The sequence below is a fragment of the Streptomyces sp. NBC_00425 genome, from assembly GCF_036030735.1.
Taxonomy (GTDB): Bacteria; Actinomycetota; Actinomycetes; order Streptomycetales; family Streptomycetaceae; genus Streptomyces.
Genome location: NZ_CP107928.1, coordinates 6,856,203 through 6,873,169, shown reverse-complemented (window position 1 = coordinate 6,873,169; position 16,967 = coordinate 6,856,203). Strand labels below are relative to the sequence as shown.

The following is a 16,967-nucleotide window of genomic DNA, read 5'->3' as shown; positions in this document are numbered from 1 at the left end:
CGACCGATGACATTTGTCCCGCACGGCTCCGTACATCCGGCTCTGCCGCGGACGGCCCCGGAAACGTAGCGTCGGAGACACGCCGCCCCGGCATGACGGGCGGCCCACGGAAACGACGGACCGGGGGACACCACCATGACGGGATCACCGGCGCAGTGGCGGAGCACACTCGCCTGCCGGACGGCGGCCTGGCGCTCGGAGCTGCGGACGGGACGCGAGCGGCAACAGCGCTGGAAGGAGGACAAGAACCGCCGCAGGGCCGAGCTGAAGGCCGCCGGCAAGTCCGGGCGGGTCTCGGTCCCCGAGGACCCCGGTCCGCCGGCCAACGGCTTCTCCCTGCTGCCCTGGCTGCTGATGGGGATGGGCGCGCTCTCCCATCTCTTCCAGGGCGAGACGCCCAATCCGTGGATCGGCGGCCTCGGGCTGCTGACGTTCAACTCGCTCTACATCTACGTCGCTTTCCGCGCCTTCGCGAAGGAGACCCGCGACGCGCTGTCCACGCGGGTGGCGCTGGTCCTGCTGGGCCTCGTGACCTGCGCACTCGCCCTCGGCTACGGCGGCAACTGGCTCCTGTTCTTCCCGCTGCTGGGCCTCGCGACGGGCGCGGTCCTGCGAGGACCCCGGCTGCGCGGGCTCGGCACCGCCGTGGCCGTCCTGGCGGGTGCGGTCTCCGTCGTCCACGACAGCTGGGGCGGCGCTCTGACCATCGCCTACGCCACCTGGCTCTCGACGATGGTCACGGCCGCGATCCTCTCCCTCTCCGAGGCGGTGCGGGAACTGCGCGCCGCCCGCGAGGAACTGGCCAGGCGGGCGGTGGAGGAGGAACGGCTGCGCTTCTCCCGTGACCTGCACGACCTGCTCGGCCACACCCTCTCGGTGATCGTGGTGAAGTCGGAGGCTGCCCGACGGCTGGCGCCGCGCGACATGGACGCGGCGCTCTCCCAGGTAACCGACATCGAGGCGGTCGGCCGTCAGGCGCTGACCGAGATCCGCGAGGCGGTCACCGGCTACCGCGAGGGCAGCCTGGCCAGCGAGCTGGAGCGGGCCCGCTCGGCCCTGTCCGCGGCGGGCGTCGAACCGACGGTGAACCGCTCCGGGCCGCCGCTGGAGCCGCAGACCGCCGCTCTGCTGGGCTGGGTGGTGCGCGAGGCGGTCACCAACGTCGTCCGGCACAGCGCGGCCACCCGGTGTGCGATCACGGTGTCCGGCACCCCGGACCGGGTCCGACTGACGGTGACGGACGACGGGATCGGCCTCGGCGAGGACGAGGACGTCGAGGACTGCTGCGCACGCGGCGGCACCGGGCTGACCGGTCTGCGCGAGCGGCTGGCGGCGGCGGGCGGCTCACTGAAGGCGGACCGGGGACCGGGCGGCGGCTTCCGGGTCACGGCGGAACTGCCGGCGGACACCAGGGTGGACGCGGACACCGGCACTCACGCCGACAGCACCCTGAGGGACGGACACGGACACGGACACGACGACGGAGACGGGGACGGAGGCCAGGAGGGGGACTCCGGCGGGCGCGCGGCGGGGACGGTGTCCGACAAGGGCGCGAGGGCCGTCGAGGGCGCGAGGGGCAATGAGGGCGCGAGGGGCTGCCAGGGCGCGAGGGCCGACGAAAACGCCAGAGCCGGCCAGGGCGCGAGGGGCGGCCAGGGCGCCCAGCGCGTCGAGGGCGCCCGGTCCTCCGTCACGCCGGAGTCCCCGCACGGAGCGCGGTCCGTGGTCGGCGGCCCTAATCTTGGGCCGTGACCGAGATGCCGGGTGGGCCCGTGAACGAGATGCCCCGTGACCGACGCCCCGCCAAGTGCATTCGGGTGCTGCTCGCCGAGGACCAGGGAATGATGCGCGGGGCGCTGGCGCTGCTGCTGGGTCTGGAGGCCGACATCGAGGTGGTCGCACAGGTCGGCGCGGGCGACCGGATCGTGGAGTCGGCCCTGCTCCACCGCCCGGACGTGGCGCTCCTCGACATCGAGCTGCCCGGCATCAGCGGCCTGGACGCCGCCGCCGAGCTGCGCGAGCAGGCGCCCGACTGCCGGGTGCTGATCCTGACCACGTTCGGCCGGCCCGGCTATCTGCGCCGCGCCATGGAGGCCGGAGCCGCCGGGTTCCTGGTCAAGGACGGCCCGGTGGAGGAGCTGGCGGAGGCGATCCGCCGGGTGCTGGCCGGTGAGACGGTGGTGGACCCGGCGCTCGCCGCGGCCGCGCTCGGCGCCGGCCCGAACCCGCTCACCGCCCGCGAGCGGGACGTCCTGAACGCCTCCGTCGACGGTGCGACGGTCGCCGACATCGCGGCAAGGCTGCACCTGTCGGAGTCCACGGTCCGCAACTACCTCTCCTCCGCCATCGGCAAGACGGGCGGCCGCAACCGCATGGAGGCCATGCGCGAGGCCCGGCAACAGGGTTGGCTGTAGCGGTCCGGGCCGCCGCTGGCATAGTGCCCGCATGTCCTTACCGATACGGGTCCTCGGGCGGGCGACCGGACCGGCGGCGTTGCTCAAAGCGGTTTTCACCACCGCCGTTTTCAGCACCGTCGTGTTCACCACCGCTCTGTTCGCCGCCGCCGTGTTCGCCCCCGCCGTGTTCACGACCGCCGTCACCCCGGCCGTCGTACCGGTGGCGGTCGCGGCCGAAGGGTCCGGCCGGGTCACGCTGCGGTTCGAAACCGTGGGGACGTACGTCATGTACAGCGCCGACGAAGGGGCCGGTGCCACGAACGACGGCTTCGTCGTCCCGGTCCACGTCCAGCCGAGCAAGGGCGGCGAACCGGCCCGCAACGTCAGGGTCGTCGTCGACGCGTCGGGGCTGGCGGGCGTCGCCCGGGTCGGTGACACGACGATGTGCGAGGCCGAGGGCCCGGTCTTCACGTGCGAGTACGGCGACCTGCAGAACGGCGACGGCGAGAGCTACTCCCCTCTCTCCCTCCGCGGCGTGGACGGCGTCGAGCCGGGCGACAGCGGGACGGTCACGTACACCGCGACCGCCGACAACGCGCCCGCCGTCACCGGCACCACCCGGATGACCGTCGGCGGTCCGAGGCTCTCCGCGCCCGGGCAGGAGAAGGACGTGCGGGGACTGGCGCCGGGTAAGTCCGCGAACGTGACGGCACGCCTGGCCAACCACTCCCGTTTCCCGGCGAGTCAGGGCGTCGCCCTCCAGGTCGACGTGTCGGAGGGACTGACGCTCACCGCGCTGCACAGCAACTGTTTCTACGCGGGGCCCGCGCCCGCCTCGGCATGGTGCATGTTCCCCACGAAGGCCGCTGCTGGCGCCGCCTACGCCGCCGACGCCCCGCTGGTCTACACGGTCACCGGTCCCAGGACGCTGACCGGAGAGGTGACGTACGCCTGGTCGTCGGCGCCGTCCCGGCCCGCCGGGCACACGGTGCGGGGCGTCGGCCCCCCGCTCGGCCTGGTCCGCACCTCCGCCCGGGACATCGGCGACAGTGAGGGCAAGGTCGCCGTGTCCACCACCGTGCAGGTCGACTACCGTCCGGTGACGGCGACCGTCCGGGGCCGCGTCGGCGACACGGTGCACGTACGACTCGGGCTGGAGGACCTCGGCCCCGGCCGGATGACGGGCGACGAGGAGCCGGGCCGTTTCGAGGTGGTCCCACCCGAGGGCACCACGGTCACCTCGGTCCCGTACCGCTTCGAGGAGGACGGCGGGAAGTGGGCCTGCGAGCGGCCGGAGAAACCCGGCGGGGCGTTCGTCTGCGACATCGGCCGCGACCAGTTCTTCGAGGTGCGGCACGAAGGGGGCACGACCGCCATCGACTTCCACATCCGTATCGACCGGCAGGTCGCGGGGGCGCAGGGCACCGTCCGCACCGTCAACGCGTACGACCGCACCCCGGCCAACGACGTCGCCGTCATCCCGCTCGACGCCTCGCCCGCCCCGCCGTACCGGTACGCCTGGGCCTGGGCCACGGGCGCCCTGGCCGTCGTCCTCCTGGCACTTGTGTACCGCCGTCGGCGGAGGCGGTCGGCGGTCTAGCCAGTGCCGTGACGGGAGAGGTTCACCGGCGCGCCAAGCCTTTCCGGTCACGGCACCTGGACGCCCGCGCCGGTGCGTCGCAGCACCCGCAGCGAGCCGGTGTCCGAGACCTCCGTGAAGGCCCCCGAAGCCAGGGCGCGGAGGTAGACGCGGTAGGGGGCCTGGCCGGTGAACTCGTCGACCGGGTCGGGGAAGACGTCGTGGATGACGAGGAGCCCGCCCTCGGCGACGTGCGGCGCCCAGCCCTCGTAGTCCGAGCCGGCGTGCTCGTCGGTGTGACCGCCGTCGACGAAGACCAGGCCGAGGGGCGTGTTCCAGAACGCGGCGATCTGCGGCGACCGTCCGACCAGGGCGACGACGTGGTCCTCCAGACCCGCCCGGTGCAGGGTGCGGCGGAAGGAGGGCAGGGTGTCCATGAGACCGATCTCGGGGTCGACGGTCTCCGGGTCGTGGTACTCCCAGCCGGGCTGCTGCTCCTCGCTGCCCCGGTGGTGGTCGAGGGTGAGGGCGCTGACCCCGGACCGGCGGGCCGCGTCCGCGAGCAGGATCGCGGAGCGCCCGCAGTACGTGCCGATCTCCAGCAGCGGCATCCCGAGTGTCCCCGCCTCGACGGCGGCGGCGTACAGCGCGAGCCCCTCGTCGAGCGGCATGAACCCCTTCGCCGCCTCGAACGCGGCCAGGATCTCGGGCTGGGGCACCGCGGGCATGGGGGTCCTTCCGACGGACGAACGAATGAGCGCGCCCATGCTGCCCCACCCCGGGCGACGCGGGTGACGGGGGGTGCGGAAACGGCGCGGGGGCTCCACGACCGCACCCCCCGTCGGCTGCGCGACAGGGGGTGCGTGTGCGAGAGCGCCGAACGCCGAGCGCCGCAGCCCGAGCAGGGGCGTGACGGTCAGACCATGGCGATCAGGCCGTGACGTTCAGGTCGTGACTCTCTCGCCGCGACGGTCAGGCCGTGCCGGTCAGGTCGTGACTCTTTCCCCGTGGCGATCGGGCCGCGACGGTCAGGCCGTGACCGTCGCGCCATGAGGGTCTCGCCAGGGCGCTCAGGCCGTGACGGTCTCGCCCGGCAGGGCCAGGTCCAGGTCCACCGGGCGGGCGTCGCCCGCGTGGGTCGCGGAGCTCGCCAGGGGGCCGTGGCCCGGGGCCTTCGCGGCGAGGACGTAGGGCCCCTGGGCCGGGACGGCGAGGGCGTAGCTGCCGTCCGGCTCCGAGAGGGTCGCGCCGGCCTGACGGCCGCGGCGGTCGATGAGGGTGACCCTGGCGCGGGCGACCGGGACGCCGTGGGCGTCCAGCACCCGGCCGCGGAAGCCGCGAAGGGCTTCCTCGGCGCGCGCCAGCACGGCGTCCTCCTCGCTGCTGGCGCGCAGCTGCGAGGTCTCGGACGGGCGCTGCTGCCGGGGCAGGAACAGTGCGAGGACCAGGCCGATCGCGACGGCGGCGGTGGCGATCAGGAAGGAGACGCGGAAGCCGTGCATGGTCGGCACGGCGACGCCGCCGACGTCGTTCGCGGTGTTGGCGAGCACCATGCCGATGACGGCGCTGGACACCGACGTCCCGATGGACCGCATGAGGGTGTTGAGGCCGTTGGCCGCGCCGGTCTCGGAGGCCGGGACCGCGCCGACGATCAGCGCGGGCAGCGAGGAGTAGGCGAGGCCGATGCCCGCGCCGAGGACGACCGCGATGACGAGGCTCTGCCAGGCGGCGCTCATCAGTCCGAGGCCGGCGCCGTAGCCGATCGCGATGATCAGCATGCCGAGGATCAGGGTGACCTTGGGGCCGTACTTGGCGGACAGCCGGGCGTAGACGGGCGCGGTGACCATCATCGTCAGGCCGAGCGGTGCGACGAGCAGGCCGGCGACGACCATCGACTGGCCGAGGCCGTAGCCGGTGGCCTTCGGCAGCTGGAGCAGCTGGGGCAGGACCAGGGAGACGACGTAGAACGAGACGCCGACCATGATCGAGGCCAGGTTGGTGAAGAGGACGGCCGGGCGGGCCGTGGTGCGCAGGTCGACCAGCGGCGCCTTCACACGCAGTTCCATGACGCCCCACAGGACGAGGACGACGGCCGCGGCGGCGAACAGGCCGAGGGTGGTGCCGGAGGTCCAGCCCCAGTCGCTGCCCTTGGTGATGGGCAGCAGGAACAGGACGAGGCCGGCGGAGAGGCCGATCGCGCCGAGGACGTCGAAGGTGCCTTCCGCGCGCGCGGGGGACTCGGGGACGACGAGGAGGGTGAGGACGATGGCGAGCGCGCCGAGGCCCGCGGCGCCGTAGAAGAGGGCGTGCCAGTCGGCGTGCTGGGCGATCAGGGCCGCGAGGGGCAGCGCGAGGCCGCCGCCGACGCCGATCGAGGAGCTCATCAGGGCCATCGCCGAGCCGAGCTTCTCGCGGGGCAGCATGTCCCGCATCAGGCCGATGCCGAGCGGGATCGCGCCCATGGCGAAGCCCTGGAGGGTGCGGCCGGCGATCATGGTGATCAGGTCGCTGGTGAGCGCGCTGACCAGGGCGCCGACGACCATGACGGCGAGGCTGGCGATGAGCAGGCGGCGCTTGCCGTACAGGTCGCCGAGGCGGCCCATGATCGGGGTGGCCACGGCGCCGGAGAGCAGGGTCGAGGTGAGGACCCAGGTGGCGTTGCTGGGCGAGGTGCCCAGCAACTGGGGCAGGTCCTTGATGACCGGGACGAGCAGGGTCTGCATCACCGCGACCACGATGCCCGCGAAGGCGAGGACCGGGACCACGGCTCCGCTCGCCTCGCGGGTGGGCCGGTCGGTGGTCGTGTGCGTCATGAGGGGGTGCCTCCGGGCGGTGGTTCGGCGCTTACATGGAAGCCGAACCTGTATGCATGGGCAACTATTCCGATGCTTCGACGTACTAACGATTTTTTATCTTCTCTTGACTCCGATGGTCCGCCCTTGACTCCGACCGGCGTCCGTTCTCGAATCCGACCGGCGTCCGCTCTCGACTCCGACTCGCGTCCGCGGACCTGGGTCGAAAAACCGATGCAAGGGGCACAACCCGGTTGAGACCATGACGCCCATGCTGGAGACCGCTGCCACCACCCGCGCCCGGAGATCCCCCCGCACCGCTCCCCCCGCCTGGCTGCTCGTGGCGCTCGCCTGCGCCGGGCAGTTCCTCGTCGTGCTCGACGTCTCCGTGGTCAACGTGGCCCTGCCGTCGATGCGGACGGACCTCGGCATGACCCCCTCCGGGCTGCAGTGGGTGGTGAACGCCTACTCCATGGCCTTCGCCGGTTTCATGCTGCTCGGCGGCCGGGCAGGCGACCTGTACGGGCGCAAGCGGATGTTCCTCACCGGGCTCGCCCTGTTCACCCTGGCCTCGCTGGCCGGCGGCCTGGCGCAGAGCGGCTGGCAGCTGCTGCTCGCCAGGGCCGTCCAGGGGCTCGGCGCCGCGGTGCTGGCCCCGGCCACCCTGACGATCGTCACCGCAGCCGTGCCCGAGGGCGCCGCGCGGGCGCGGGCCATCGCGACCTGGACGGCGGTCGGCGCGGGCGGCGGGGCCGCGGGCGGACTCGTCGGCGGGGGGCTCGTCGACCTGCTGTCCTGGCGCTGGGTACTGCTGATCAACGTGCCGGTCGGCGTGCTGGTGCTGGCCGGCTCGCTGCGCTGGCTCGCCGAGAGCCGGGCCGGGGACGGACGGCGCCTGGACCTGCCGGGCGCGCTGCTGGTCACGGCGGGCCTCGCCACCCTGGCGTACGGCATCTCGCAGACCGAGTCCGAGGGGTGGGCGGCGCCGGCCGCCCTCGTGCCGCTGGCCGCCGGACTCGCGCTGGTCGCGCTGTTCCTCGTGGTGGAGGCCAGGACGGCGGCCCCGCTGATGCCGCTCGGCCTGTTCCGGCTGCGCACGGTGTCCGCGGCGAACGCGGCCATGTTCGTGAGCGGCTCGGCCATGTTCTCGATGTGGTTCTTCCTGACCCTCTACCTGCAGAACGCGCTGGGCTACAGCCCGCTGGAGGCGGGTCTGGCGCTGGTGCCCAGCTCCCTGGCCATCGTCGTCGGCTCCAAGGTCGCCCCCCGGCTGATGCGCGCCACCGGCGCCCGCACGGTGGCCGTGCTGGGCACGCTGCTGGCGGCGACCGGGTTCGGCTGGCAGTCGACGATGCGGGTGGACGACGGGTACGTCACCGGGATCATGCTGCCGGGCGTGCTGATGATGCTGGGCGGCGGCCTGGGCTCGACCCCGCTCGCCTCGCTGGCCACGTCCGGCGCCGAGCCGGGCGAGGCCGGGCTGGTGTCCGGCCTGGTCAACACCGCCCGCACGATGGGCGGCTCGCTGGGTCTGGCGGTGCTGTCGGCGCTGGCCGCCTCCCGCACCGCGGGCCGCGGCACCCCGGAGGCGCTGACCGAGGGGTACGCCCTGGCGTTCCGCACGGGCACGGGGGTGCTGCTGGCGGGGGCGGTGCTGATGGTGTTGTGGCTGCCGCGGAGAATCCCGGCCCGCTGAGGCAACGATCCGGGCCTCTCATGGCCTCCTTTGAACATCTAGGAGGTGCTCATGGGGGATCGGGAGCAGGACAGGGACACGGAGTTCCAGGCTTTCGTCGTCGGCCGCTGGGCTCGGCTGATGCGCACGGCATTTCTCCTCACGGGGGAACAGCACGCCGCGGAGGACCTGGTCCAGTCGACGCTGGAACAGGTCTACGTCGCCTGGCGCAGAGTCGGCGCGGCGGACGAGCCGGAGGCGTACGTACGGCGCGTGATGATCAACGCCCACGCCCGCAGGCACCGCAGGAAGCTCCGCGAGCTGCTCGCCCCGAGGGACGACGGGCCGGGTCTCGCCCATGAGACCCCGGCCCCCGGTGACCTGATCGCGCGGGCCGACGACCGGCAGACCCTGTTGCGGGCGCTGGCCGCGCTGCCGCCGCGGCAGCGGGCGGCGGTGGTACTGCGCTACTGGGAGGACCTGACGGAGACGCAGACGGCCGAGGCGATGGGCTGTTCCGTGGGCACGGTGAAGAGCAACGCGGCGAAGGGGATCGCGAAGCTCCGCGCCATACCGGAACTGGCGGACGGCGTGATGTACGGAGGGCGGAAGTGATGGACGCGGACCGGGAGACGAACCACGACATGGCGGCACACGACATCGCGTTCCTGCTGGCCGACGCCGCCGACGAGGTGGAGATCGGCATAGCCCCCACCCAGGCCCTGATCCGCGGCGGCCGCCGGCGCAGAGCCCGGCGCTGGGCGGTCGCGGCGGCCACCGCCCTGGTGGTCGTCGGCTCGACGGGGGCGCTGGCGGTCACCGGGCTGCCGGGCGGCGGGGACCGGGCGACGCCCGCGGCGACGGAGCGGGTCACCGAGACGCCGACGCCGTTCCAGCCCGACAACCGGGTCACCCTGGCGAGCGGCACGGACGGGGGCCAGGAGTGGCGGGTCACCCTCGACGTCTGGCCGGCGCCGATCGACGTCCAGGACGCCAGGGCCACGATGAACGCGATGGCGGACTACGACGAGTTTCCCGCGGGCGTGGGCAAGCCCGCCGATCTGGTCGGCAAGAGCGCCTACTTCGTGCACCGCAGCATCGGGGAGGAGGCGACGGCCCGCCCGATGATGACCCTGCACGGTCTGACGGGGAAGGGCGACGACCTCTCGGGCAAGGAGATCTACGCCTCCGCGTACCGGCTCGGCGCATACGGCGGACAGGCCGAACGGCTGGTGATCGGCCAGGTCGCCAAGACCGCCCGACAGGTCACGTGCACCTGGAAGGACGGCACGAAGACCACGATCAGCAGGGTGCCCGCGACCACCGGCGTCCACGCGGACGCCCCGACCGTCCGCACGATCGACGACTCCCCGTACAACTGGTTCGTCTGCCTGGCGCCCCGGGGCACCGCGTACGCGTCGGCGGAGGTGACCCACTAGGTGCATTGAGCCGCAGCGTCGTCTGCCCGAAGGCCCGGCAGACGGGACTTTCGAAACACGCCCCAGGAGCGCCCGCTAGGGTGGCGGGCGTGTCCTACCCAGGCCCGCACTCCGACCCCTCCGGCCCCGCCGACCCCTTCGGGCCGTCCGGCTCCTTCGGCTCCCCGCAGCCGCGCCGTTCCCGCCTGCGGCGTCCGATGACGGTGGCACTGACGTTGCTGGTGCCCGGGGCGCTTCTGGGCTGGCTGGCGTACGAGGCGCTGGGCGCCTCGGGAGGCGGGGGCACGGGAGACGGGGCGGCCGGGGCGGACGCCTCCTCGAGCAACCGCGCCACGGTCCCGGCCGGCGGGGACGCCAAGCCGAACACGCTCGCCGCGTCGCCGAGCCGGGCGGTCGCTCCCCTCCAGGGCAAGGTCGTCGTCATCGACCCCGGCCACAACCCCGCCAACGTCGACCACACCTCCGAGATCAACCGCAAGGTGGACATCGGCACCAACTGGAAGGAGTGCGACACCACGGGCACGTCCACGAACGCCGGTTACAGCGAGGCGAGGTTCACGCTGGACGTGGCGCACCGGCTGCGCACGCTGCTCCAGGAGCAGGGCGCCACGGTCAGGCTGACGCAGGACGCGGACCGGCCGTTCGGCCCCTGCGTCGACGAGCGTGCCCGGATCGGCAACGCGGCGCACGCCGACGCGGTCGTGTCGATCCACGCGGACGGCGCCGGGGCGGGGCAGCGCGGCTTCCATGTGATCCTGCCGGGCGCGGTGCACGAGGGGCTGGCGGACACCCGGGCCGTCGTCGTTCCGTCGAAGGAGCTGGGAAAGCTGATCGCCGGCGACTTCGCCCGCTCCACGGGCACTTCGCCGTCCAACTACGTCGGCGACGGCACCGGTCTCGTCACGCGTGAGGACCTGGGCGGTCTCAATCTGTCAACGGTTCCCAAGGTGTTCATCGAGTGCGGCAACATGCGCGATACCAAGGACGCAGCGCTGCTGACCAGCGGCGCCTGGCGGCAGAAGGCGGCGCAGGGGATCTCTGAGGGAATCGTGAGTTTCCTGCGCGGGTAGTGATCAGGGCGCTGATCCCGGCGGACAGGGCGATCGTGCGGACGATAGTGTCGTTCTTACGATGAGGGGCCACCCCCGCGCTTCACACCGGGGCCTGACGGCGACATGGTGACAGCGACGCCTCTACCGCTATGTGCATGCGTGTACCGACGACGAGACGACTGACGAAGGACCTGAAGTGAATATCCGCTCCCTCACTCGAGGCGACGGCGTGGTGATCGGAGCAGCGGTATTGCTGTTCATCGCGTCGTTCCTGGACAACTACTCGATCGACGGGATCCCCGACAGCTACGATCTGCCGAACCTCTGGGGCAGCGGGCCTGTCCTGTTCAGCGTCGTTCTCGCGGGCATCATCGGCGCCGCACTCGTGGTCGTCAGCCGGGCGCTTCCGCAGCCGCCGAAGGTCGTCGGTCTGGAACTCCGCCAGTTCGGCGTGGCCTTCACGGTCTTCGCCGCCTGGAGCGCGCTCGGCAACATCTTCGACCCGTCCGGTGGTTACGACAACGTCGGTGACAGCTCGAGGAGCCCCGACGCCGGCGCCGGCCTGATCCTGGCCCTGGTCGCCACCCTGCTGCTCGCCGCGGCCGCTGTCGCCACCCCGCTCGTCCCGGCCCTGCAGGCCGCTCTCGTCCCGGCGCCCAGGCCGCAGGCCCCGCAGCCGTACGGCGCGCAGCCGCCCGCCGGTTACGGCTACCCGGGCGCCCCGCAGCCGTCGGCGTTCGGCGGTCAGCCGCAGGGTCAGCCCGGCCAGCCGGGTCCGCAGTCGTTCGGCGGCGGACAGCCGACTCCGGCGCAGCCGTCCGGCGGGGACTTCTCGCCGTTCTGGTTCGCCGTGCCGGTGCCGCGTCCGCTGTACGCGGAGGACGGCGCGCCGACGCCGATCGCCGAGCTGGCCCCCGGCACCTGGTACCTGGCCGTCGAGCAGGGCGCCCAGGGCCTCGTCGCCCAGACGCAGGACGGCCGGCGCGGCGTTCTGCGGGACGCCTCCGGCATCCAGCGCGGCTGAGTCCCGCTCCGCACCACGGTGCGACGGCCCCTCGCCCTTCCGGGCGGGGGGCCGTTGTCGTACAGTCGCCCTCTTGGTCTGACACACCGTCAGGAGGCGGGCATGCGGCTCGGTCTGGCCCTCGGCTACTGGGGGCGCGGCCCCTCCCCCGACCATGTGGAGCTGGCCCGCGAGGCGGAACGGCTCGGTTACGACTCCGTGTGGACGGCGGAGTCGTGGGGGTCGGACGTCTTCACCCCCCTCACCTGGATCGCGGCGCGGACGTCGACGATCAGGCTGGGCACCGCGGTCGCGCAGATGGCGGCCCGCTCCCCCACCACGACGGCGATGCACGCGCTGACCCTGGACCACCTCTCCGGGGGCCGGATGATGCTCGGGCTGGGGCTGTCCGGCCCGCAGGTCGTCGAGGGCTGGTACGGCCGGCCGTTCCCGAAGTCGCCCCTGACGGCGACCCGGGAGTACGTGGACGTCGTGCGGCAGGTGCTGCGGCGCCAGGCGCCGGTGGAACTCGACGGCCGCTTCCACACGCACCCCTACCGCGGCGCCGACGCGACGGGCCTCGGGCGGCCGTTGAAGTCCATCACCCATCCCCTCCGCGCCGACCTGCCGGTGCTGCTGGGCGCGGAGGGGCCGAAGAACGTCGCCCAGACGATCCGTATCGCCGACGGCTGGCTGCCGCTGTACTGGTCGCCGAACCGGCCGGACGCGTACGGCCCGGCGGTGGCGGAGCTGCCGGAGGGCTTCCGGGTCGCCCCGCTGGCCCGGGTCAAGGTCTGCGACGACGTCGCCGAAGGCCTGTTGGGCGTGAAGACCATGCTCGGCTTCTACATCGGCGGCATGGGGCACGCCACCCGCAACTTCCACGCCGACCTGATGGCGCGCATGGGCTACGAGGAGGAGGCCCGGCGGGTGCAGGACCTGTTCCTGGCCGGCCGCCGCGAGGAGGCCGTGCTCGCCGTGCCGGACGCCTTCGCCGACGAGATCTCCCTCGTCGGCCCCCGCGAACGCATCGCCGAGCGGCTGGAGTCGTGGCGCAAGGGCCCGGTGACGGATCTGCTGGCGGTCGCACCGGACCCGACGACCCTGCGGGTGCTGGCGGAACTCAACTCCTGACGCGGCCGGTTGCGCGCCGACCGGCCCGAGGTTTCATCCGGAATCGAACGGCAATCCGGAGAACATGTCTCGATATCGCAGTGGTTCCAACTCCGCCGGAACGGTCATCGCGGTGGTAGCGGACGTCATGGCTGTCATCCTCGGCCTGTGGATCCTGATGTACCTGCTGGACGCCAACCGGGGCAACGACCTCGTCCAGTTCGTGCATCACGCCGCCAACTGGCTGGCCGGCTGGTCCCGTGACCTCTTCACGTTCGACGAGGCGTGGGCGAGGGTCGTGGCCGGCTACGGTCTGGCGGCGGTGGTGTACCTGTTCGTCGGCCACGCCATCGCCAACCGCGTCCACCGCCACTGACGTCCCCGAGCGCGGTCCGCGCTCCCGATCCCTCAGGTGCGGCAGTCCGCGCCCGAGGTGCAGCAGTGCTCCCCCTCAGGTCCAGCGGTGCGCCCCCTCAGACGCAGCAGTCCGCTTCCAGTCCTGAGGGAAGCTGCTCACCGCCGAACACGGCGCAGGTGGCCTCGTGGCCGCCGAGGGCCGCGACCGCGAGCAGCAACGACCCCGCGGTCCAGGTGGTGAGTTCCACGGGCCAGATCGCCTCGTCGTCGAAGACGAACCCGGTCCAGTACAGCCCCGAGTCAGCGTCCCGCAGGTGCTGAATGGACTGCAGGATCTCCAGCGCCCGGTCGGACTCGCCCATCGCCCACAGGGCGAGGGCGAGTTCGGCCGATTCTCCGCCCGTCACCCACGGGTTGGGCACGACGCACCGCACGCCGAGGCCCGGCACCACGAACCGCTCCCACTCGGCCTCGATGCGGGACTTGGCCTCCGCGCCGGTCAACGCGCCGCCCAGCACCGGGTAGTACCAGTCCATCGAGTAGCGGTCCTTGTCGAGGAACCGCTCCGGGTGCCGTCGTATCGCGTGCCGCAGCGCACCGGCCGCCAACTCCCAGTCGGGCTGGGCCTCTTCACGCTGTTCGGCGATGGCGAGCGCGCAGCGCAGCGCCTGGTGGATCGAGGAGGAGCCGGTGAGCAGCGCGTCGGCCGTGGGCGTGCCGTCGTCGTCGCGCCGCCAGCCGATCTGTCCGCCCGGCTGTTGGAGCCGCAGCACGTACTCGATCGCCGCGTACACGCTCGGCCACATGCGGTCGAGGAAGGTGTCGTCCCCGGTGGAGAGGTAGTGGTGCCAGACGCCGACCGCTATGTAGGCGACGAAGTTCGTCTCGCGCCCCCGGTCGGTGACGTCGTCGTGTGCGCCGTCGGCGTAGGCGGCGTACCAGGAGCCGTCGTCGTTCTGGTGCCGGGCCAGCCAGGCGTAGGCGCGGTCGGCGGCCTCGTGCTCGCCCGCGGCGTCCAGGGCCATCGCGGCCTCGGTGTGGTCCCAGGGGTCGAGGTGGTGGCCCCTGAACCACGGGATGGCGCCGTCCTCCCGCTGCACGGCGAGGATGCCGGCGACGGTCGCGGCGGCCTGCCCCGCGGTGAGGACCCCGGGCAGGACCAGGTGTTCTGTCCGGGGAGTGGTCACCGCGCGTCCACCGCGGGCAGGTGCGGCTTGGTCGCGTAGGCCACGAAGCTCTTGCCGATCAGCGGGTTGAGTGCCTGCTCGGCGACCCGGGTGGCCAGCGGCTTCTTCATGATGTCCCAGACCAGCAGCTTGTGGTACGCCCGCACCGGCAGCGCCTTGTCGTTGTCGACGCCGAACGCGCACTTCAGCCACCAGTACGGGGAGTGCAGCGCGTGGGCGTGGTGGGTGCCGTAGGGCTTGAGGCCGGCCTCGCGGATCTTCTCGAGGAGTTCGTCCGCCCGGTAGATGCGGATGTGGCCGCCCTCGACCTCGTGGTAGGCGTCGGAGAGGGTCCAGCAGACCTTCTCGGGGCCGTAGCGCGGGACGGTGATCGCGATGCGTCCGCCGGGCTTGAGGACCCGCACCATCTCGGCGAGGACGCCCTTGTCGTCGGGGATGTGCTCCATGACCTCGGAGATGATCACGACGTCGAAGGACTCGTCGGGGAAGGGCAGCGCGAGCGCGTCGCCCTCCATGGCGGTCGCGGTGGCGCCCTCGGGGGCCTCGCCGGCCTCCTTCATCGCCGCGAACCACTTGGCGACCTCGCGGATCTCCTCGGCGTTCTGGTCGAGGGCCACGACCTGCGCACCGCGCCGGTAGCACTCGAAGGCGTGCCGCCCGGCCCCGCAGCCGAGGTCCAGGACTCGGTCGCCCGGGGCGAGCGGGAACCGGGAGAAGTCGACGGTCAGCACGTGGCCCTGCTTTCGCGATCGGATGCTTCGGATACGACGTCGGCCGTCGCCACGGCCTCGACGGTCCCGGCGGCCTCGGGGGAGCCGGCGGCGAGCGGGGCCGCGGACGTCCGGGGGGTGTCGGGGGCTTCGGCGGCGCCGTGGGCGTCGGAGGCCGGGGCGACCCGTGCGCGGCCGCCCTCGGCTATCGCCTCGCGGTACCGGGCGACGGTCCCCTCGGCGGCCCGCGCCCAGGTGAACCGCTCCAGCACGCGTTGCCGGCCGGCCGCGCCGAGCCGGGCCCGCAGGGCGGGGTCGCCCAGCAGCCGGCCGAGGCCCGCGGCGAGTGCGCCCGCGTCGCCCGGCGGCACGGCCAGGCAGGTGTCCCCGTCGCGCCCGGCGACCTCGGGGATCGCCCCGCCGGTCGTGGCGAGCAGCGGCGTGCCGGTGGCCATGGCCTCGGCGGCCGGCAGGGAGAAGCCCTCGTACAGCGACGGCACGCAGGCGACCTCGGCCGAACGCACCAGGTCGACGAGTTCGGCGTCGGAGATGCCCTTGACGAACTCGACGGACCCTTCGAGGCCGTACCGCTCGATCGCCTGGGCGACCGGCCCCTCCTGGGGGCGCTTGCCGACGACGACGAGGTGGGCGTGCGGGTGCTCGGTGCGCACCTTCGCCAGCGCCTCGACGAGGAAGACCAGGCCCTTGAGCGGGACGTCCGCGCTGGACGTCGTCACGATCCGGCCCGGCACGACGGTCACGGACGGGTTCGGCGAGAACAGGTCGGCGTCGGCGCCGATGTGGACGACGTGGATGCGGTCGTCGCGGACGCCGAGGTGGTCGGCGATCTCCTGCCGGGAGGTGCCGGAGACGGTGAGCACGGACGGCAGCCGGCGCGCCACGCGCTTCTGCATCCGGGTGAACGCGTACCAGCGGCGCACCGAGAGGCGTCGCCGTCGTCCCTCGGCGGCGTCCAGCTCCAACTGCCGGTCGACGGTGATGGGGTGGTGGATGGTGGTGACCAGCGGTGCGCCGACGTCGCCCAGCAGTCCGTAGCCCAGGGTCTGGTTGTCGTGCACGACGTCGAACTCCCCGCGGCGGGCACGCAGATGGCGGCGGGCGCGCAGGGAGAACGTCAGCGGTTCGGGGAAGCCGCCGGTCCACATCGTCGCCACTTCGAGGGCGTCGATCCAGTCCCGGTACTCGCCCCGTCCGGGCGTGCGGAAGGGGTCCGGCTGGCGGTAGAGGTCGAGGCTGGGCAGTTCGGTGAGGGTGAGCCGGTCCTCGCACCCCGGGTCGAGCACGGGGTAGGGCTGGGAGCCGATCACCTCGACGCTGTGCCCGAGGCGGGCGAGCTCCCTCGACAGATGCCGTACGTAGACGCCCTGCCCCCCGCAGAACGGGTTCCCCTTATAGGTGAGGAGTGCGATCTTGAGCGGTCGCTCGCCGTCGGAAGCACGGTCACGCCGGGACCCCGCCTGACTGGCCTCAGCGGTCACTCCGGGCCCCCTTCTGCCTGCATTGTCCCGCGAGACTACGACGGGACGCTAATCTAGAACAAGTTTCAGACTTGATCGTTCGGGAGGCTCTGAATCTACCGGCAGGTAGGAGCGCTGAGCGCAGTGGATCAGGTGATTCACGCCACGACCGGCAGGGGCCGGCCG

At 72.8% G+C, this 16,967-nt stretch carries 14 protein-coding genes and 1 pseudogene; 10 read left to right on the top strand and 5 right to left on the bottom strand.

Annotated features, from left to right (window positions below; translation table 11 throughout):
• Positions 1 to 135: 135 nt before the first annotated feature.
• The 3 genes and pseudogenes from OHS82_RS30145 to OHS82_RS30135 all read left to right on the top strand — a co-directional run.
• Positions 136 to 1,407 (top strand): annotated as a pseudogene (locus OHS82_RS30145) (sensor histidine kinase); the annotation flags it as partial.
• Between the two features lie 374 nt (positions 1,408 to 1,781).
• Entirely contained in the window at positions 1,782 to 2,414 is a 633-nt protein-coding gene (locus tag OHS82_RS30140) for a response regulator transcription factor (RefSeq protein ID WP_057583440.1), read from the top strand.
• Positions 2,415 to 2,445: 31 nt separating this feature from the next.
• Complete coding sequence (locus OHS82_RS30135; RefSeq protein ID WP_328434971.1) at positions 2,446 to 3,996, top strand: hypothetical protein; 1,551 nt, start codon at positions 2,446 to 2,448, stop codon at positions 3,994 to 3,996.
• A gap of 47 nt (positions 3,997 to 4,043) precedes the next feature.
• On the opposite strand, the gene OHS82_RS30130 is transcribed toward OHS82_RS30135, so the two are convergent.
• The gene (locus OHS82_RS30130; protein ID WP_057583153.1) at positions 4,044 to 4,703 is read right to left on the bottom strand and encodes a class I SAM-dependent methyltransferase; all 660 of its coding nucleotides are present in this window, start codon (positions 4,701 to 4,703) and stop codon (positions 4,044 to 4,046) included.
• A 342-nt stretch (positions 4,704 to 5,045) separates the two neighbouring features.
• Positions 5,046 to 6,788, bottom strand: a complete 1,743-nt coding sequence (locus OHS82_RS30125) for an MFS transporter (RefSeq protein ID WP_328434970.1) — start codon at positions 6,786 to 6,788, stop codon at positions 5,046 to 5,048.
• A 241-nt stretch (positions 6,789 to 7,029) separates the two neighbouring features.
• Between OHS82_RS30125 and OHS82_RS30120 the strand changes: the two genes are divergently transcribed.
• The 7 genes from OHS82_RS30120 (at position 7,030) to OHS82_RS30090 (ending at position 13,425) form a co-directional block, all read left to right on the top strand.
• The gene (locus OHS82_RS30120) at positions 7,030 to 8,463 is read left to right on the top strand and encodes an MFS transporter (protein WP_443061810.1); all 1,434 of its coding nucleotides are present in this window, start codon (positions 7,030 to 7,032) and stop codon (positions 8,461 to 8,463) included.
• A gap of 51 nt (positions 8,464 to 8,514) precedes the next feature.
• Complete coding sequence (locus OHS82_RS30115) at positions 8,515 to 9,057, top strand: SigE family RNA polymerase sigma factor (protein ID WP_328434968.1); 543 nt, start codon at positions 8,515 to 8,517, stop codon at positions 9,055 to 9,057.
• Positions 9,057 to 9,881 carry a hypothetical protein gene (locus OHS82_RS30110; protein ID WP_328434967.1) on the top strand — a complete coding sequence of 275 codons (825 nt, stop codon included), beginning with the start codon at positions 9,057 to 9,059 and terminating at the stop codon, positions 9,879 to 9,881. Before OHS82_RS30115 ends, OHS82_RS30110 begins: the two co-directional genes overlap by 1 nt.
• Before the next feature lie 89 nt (positions 9,882 to 9,970).
• The gene (locus OHS82_RS30105) at positions 9,971 to 10,951 is read left to right on the top strand and encodes an N-acetylmuramoyl-L-alanine amidase (RefSeq protein ID WP_443061809.1); all 981 of its coding nucleotides are present in this window, start codon (positions 9,971 to 9,973) and stop codon (positions 10,949 to 10,951) included.
• Between the two features lie 178 nt (positions 10,952 to 11,129).
• A complete protein-coding gene (locus tag OHS82_RS30100; RefSeq protein WP_328434966.1) occupies positions 11,130 to 11,957 on the top strand; it encodes a DUF5336 domain-containing protein in 828 nt (275 codons plus the stop codon).
• A gap of 102 nt (positions 11,958 to 12,059) precedes the next feature.
• Positions 12,060 to 13,070: an LLM class F420-dependent oxidoreductase gene (locus OHS82_RS30095; protein ID WP_328434965.1), complete on the top strand. Its 1,011-nt coding sequence runs from the start codon at positions 12,060 to 12,062 to the stop codon at positions 13,068 to 13,070.
• A 64-nt stretch (positions 13,071 to 13,134) separates the two neighbouring features.
• Positions 13,135 to 13,425 (top strand): hypothetical protein, encoded by a 291-nt coding sequence (locus OHS82_RS30090; protein ID WP_057583141.1) that lies wholly within the window; start codon positions 13,135 to 13,137, stop codon positions 13,423 to 13,425.
• A gap of 97 nt (positions 13,426 to 13,522) precedes the next feature.
• Here OHS82_RS30090 and OHS82_RS30085 read toward each other — a convergent pair whose 3' ends face one another.
• The 3 genes from OHS82_RS30085 to OHS82_RS30075 are packed head-to-tail and all read right to left on the bottom strand — an operon-like array spanning position 13,523 to position 16,802.
• Entirely contained in the window at positions 13,523 to 14,593 is a 1,071-nt protein-coding gene (locus OHS82_RS30085) for a prenyltransferase/squalene oxidase repeat-containing protein (RefSeq protein ID WP_328434964.1), read from the bottom strand.
• Positions 14,590 to 15,324 (bottom strand): class I SAM-dependent methyltransferase, encoded by a 735-nt coding sequence (locus OHS82_RS30080; protein WP_266728385.1) that lies wholly within the window; start codon positions 15,322 to 15,324, stop codon positions 14,590 to 14,592. Before OHS82_RS30080 ends, OHS82_RS30085 begins: the two co-directional genes overlap by 4 nt.
• On the bottom strand, positions 15,318 to 16,802 hold the full coding sequence (locus OHS82_RS30075; protein ID WP_328434963.1) for a glycosyltransferase family 4 protein: 1,485 nt from the start codon (positions 16,800 to 16,802) through the stop codon (positions 15,318 to 15,320). The genes OHS82_RS30080 and OHS82_RS30075 overlap by 7 nt, the downstream gene beginning before the upstream one ends.
• Positions 16,803 to 16,967 lie beyond the last annotated feature (165 nt).

Coding starts and splice junctions, on each gene's coding strand:
- OHS82_RS30140 (WP_057583440.1), top strand. CDS start 1,782: ATGCCCCGTGACCGACGCCCCGCCAAGTGCATTCGGGTGCTGCTCGCC.
- OHS82_RS30135 (WP_328434971.1), top strand. CDS start 2,446: ATGTCCTTACCGATACGGGTCCTCGGGCGGGCGACCGGACCGGCGGCG.
- OHS82_RS30130 (WP_057583153.1), bottom strand. CDS start 4,703: ATGCCCGCGGTGCCCCAGCCCGAGATCCTGGCCGCGTTCGAGGCGGCG.
- OHS82_RS30125 (WP_328434970.1), bottom strand. CDS start 6,788: ATGACGCACACGACCACCGACCGGCCCACCCGCGAGGCGAGCGGAGCC.
- OHS82_RS30120 (WP_443061810.1), top strand. CDS start 7,030: ATGACGCCCATGCTGGAGACCGCTGCCACCACCCGCGCCCGGAGATCC.
- OHS82_RS30115 (WP_328434968.1), top strand. CDS start 8,515: ATGGGGGATCGGGAGCAGGACAGGGACACGGAGTTCCAGGCTTTCGTC.
- OHS82_RS30110 (WP_328434967.1), top strand. CDS start 9,057: ATGGACGCGGACCGGGAGACGAACCACGACATGGCGGCACACGACATC.
- OHS82_RS30095 (WP_328434965.1), top strand. CDS start 12,060: ATGCGGCTCGGTCTGGCCCTCGGCTACTGGGGGCGCGGCCCCTCCCCC.
- OHS82_RS30090 (WP_057583141.1), top strand. CDS start 13,135: ATGTCTCGATATCGCAGTGGTTCCAACTCCGCCGGAACGGTCATCGCG.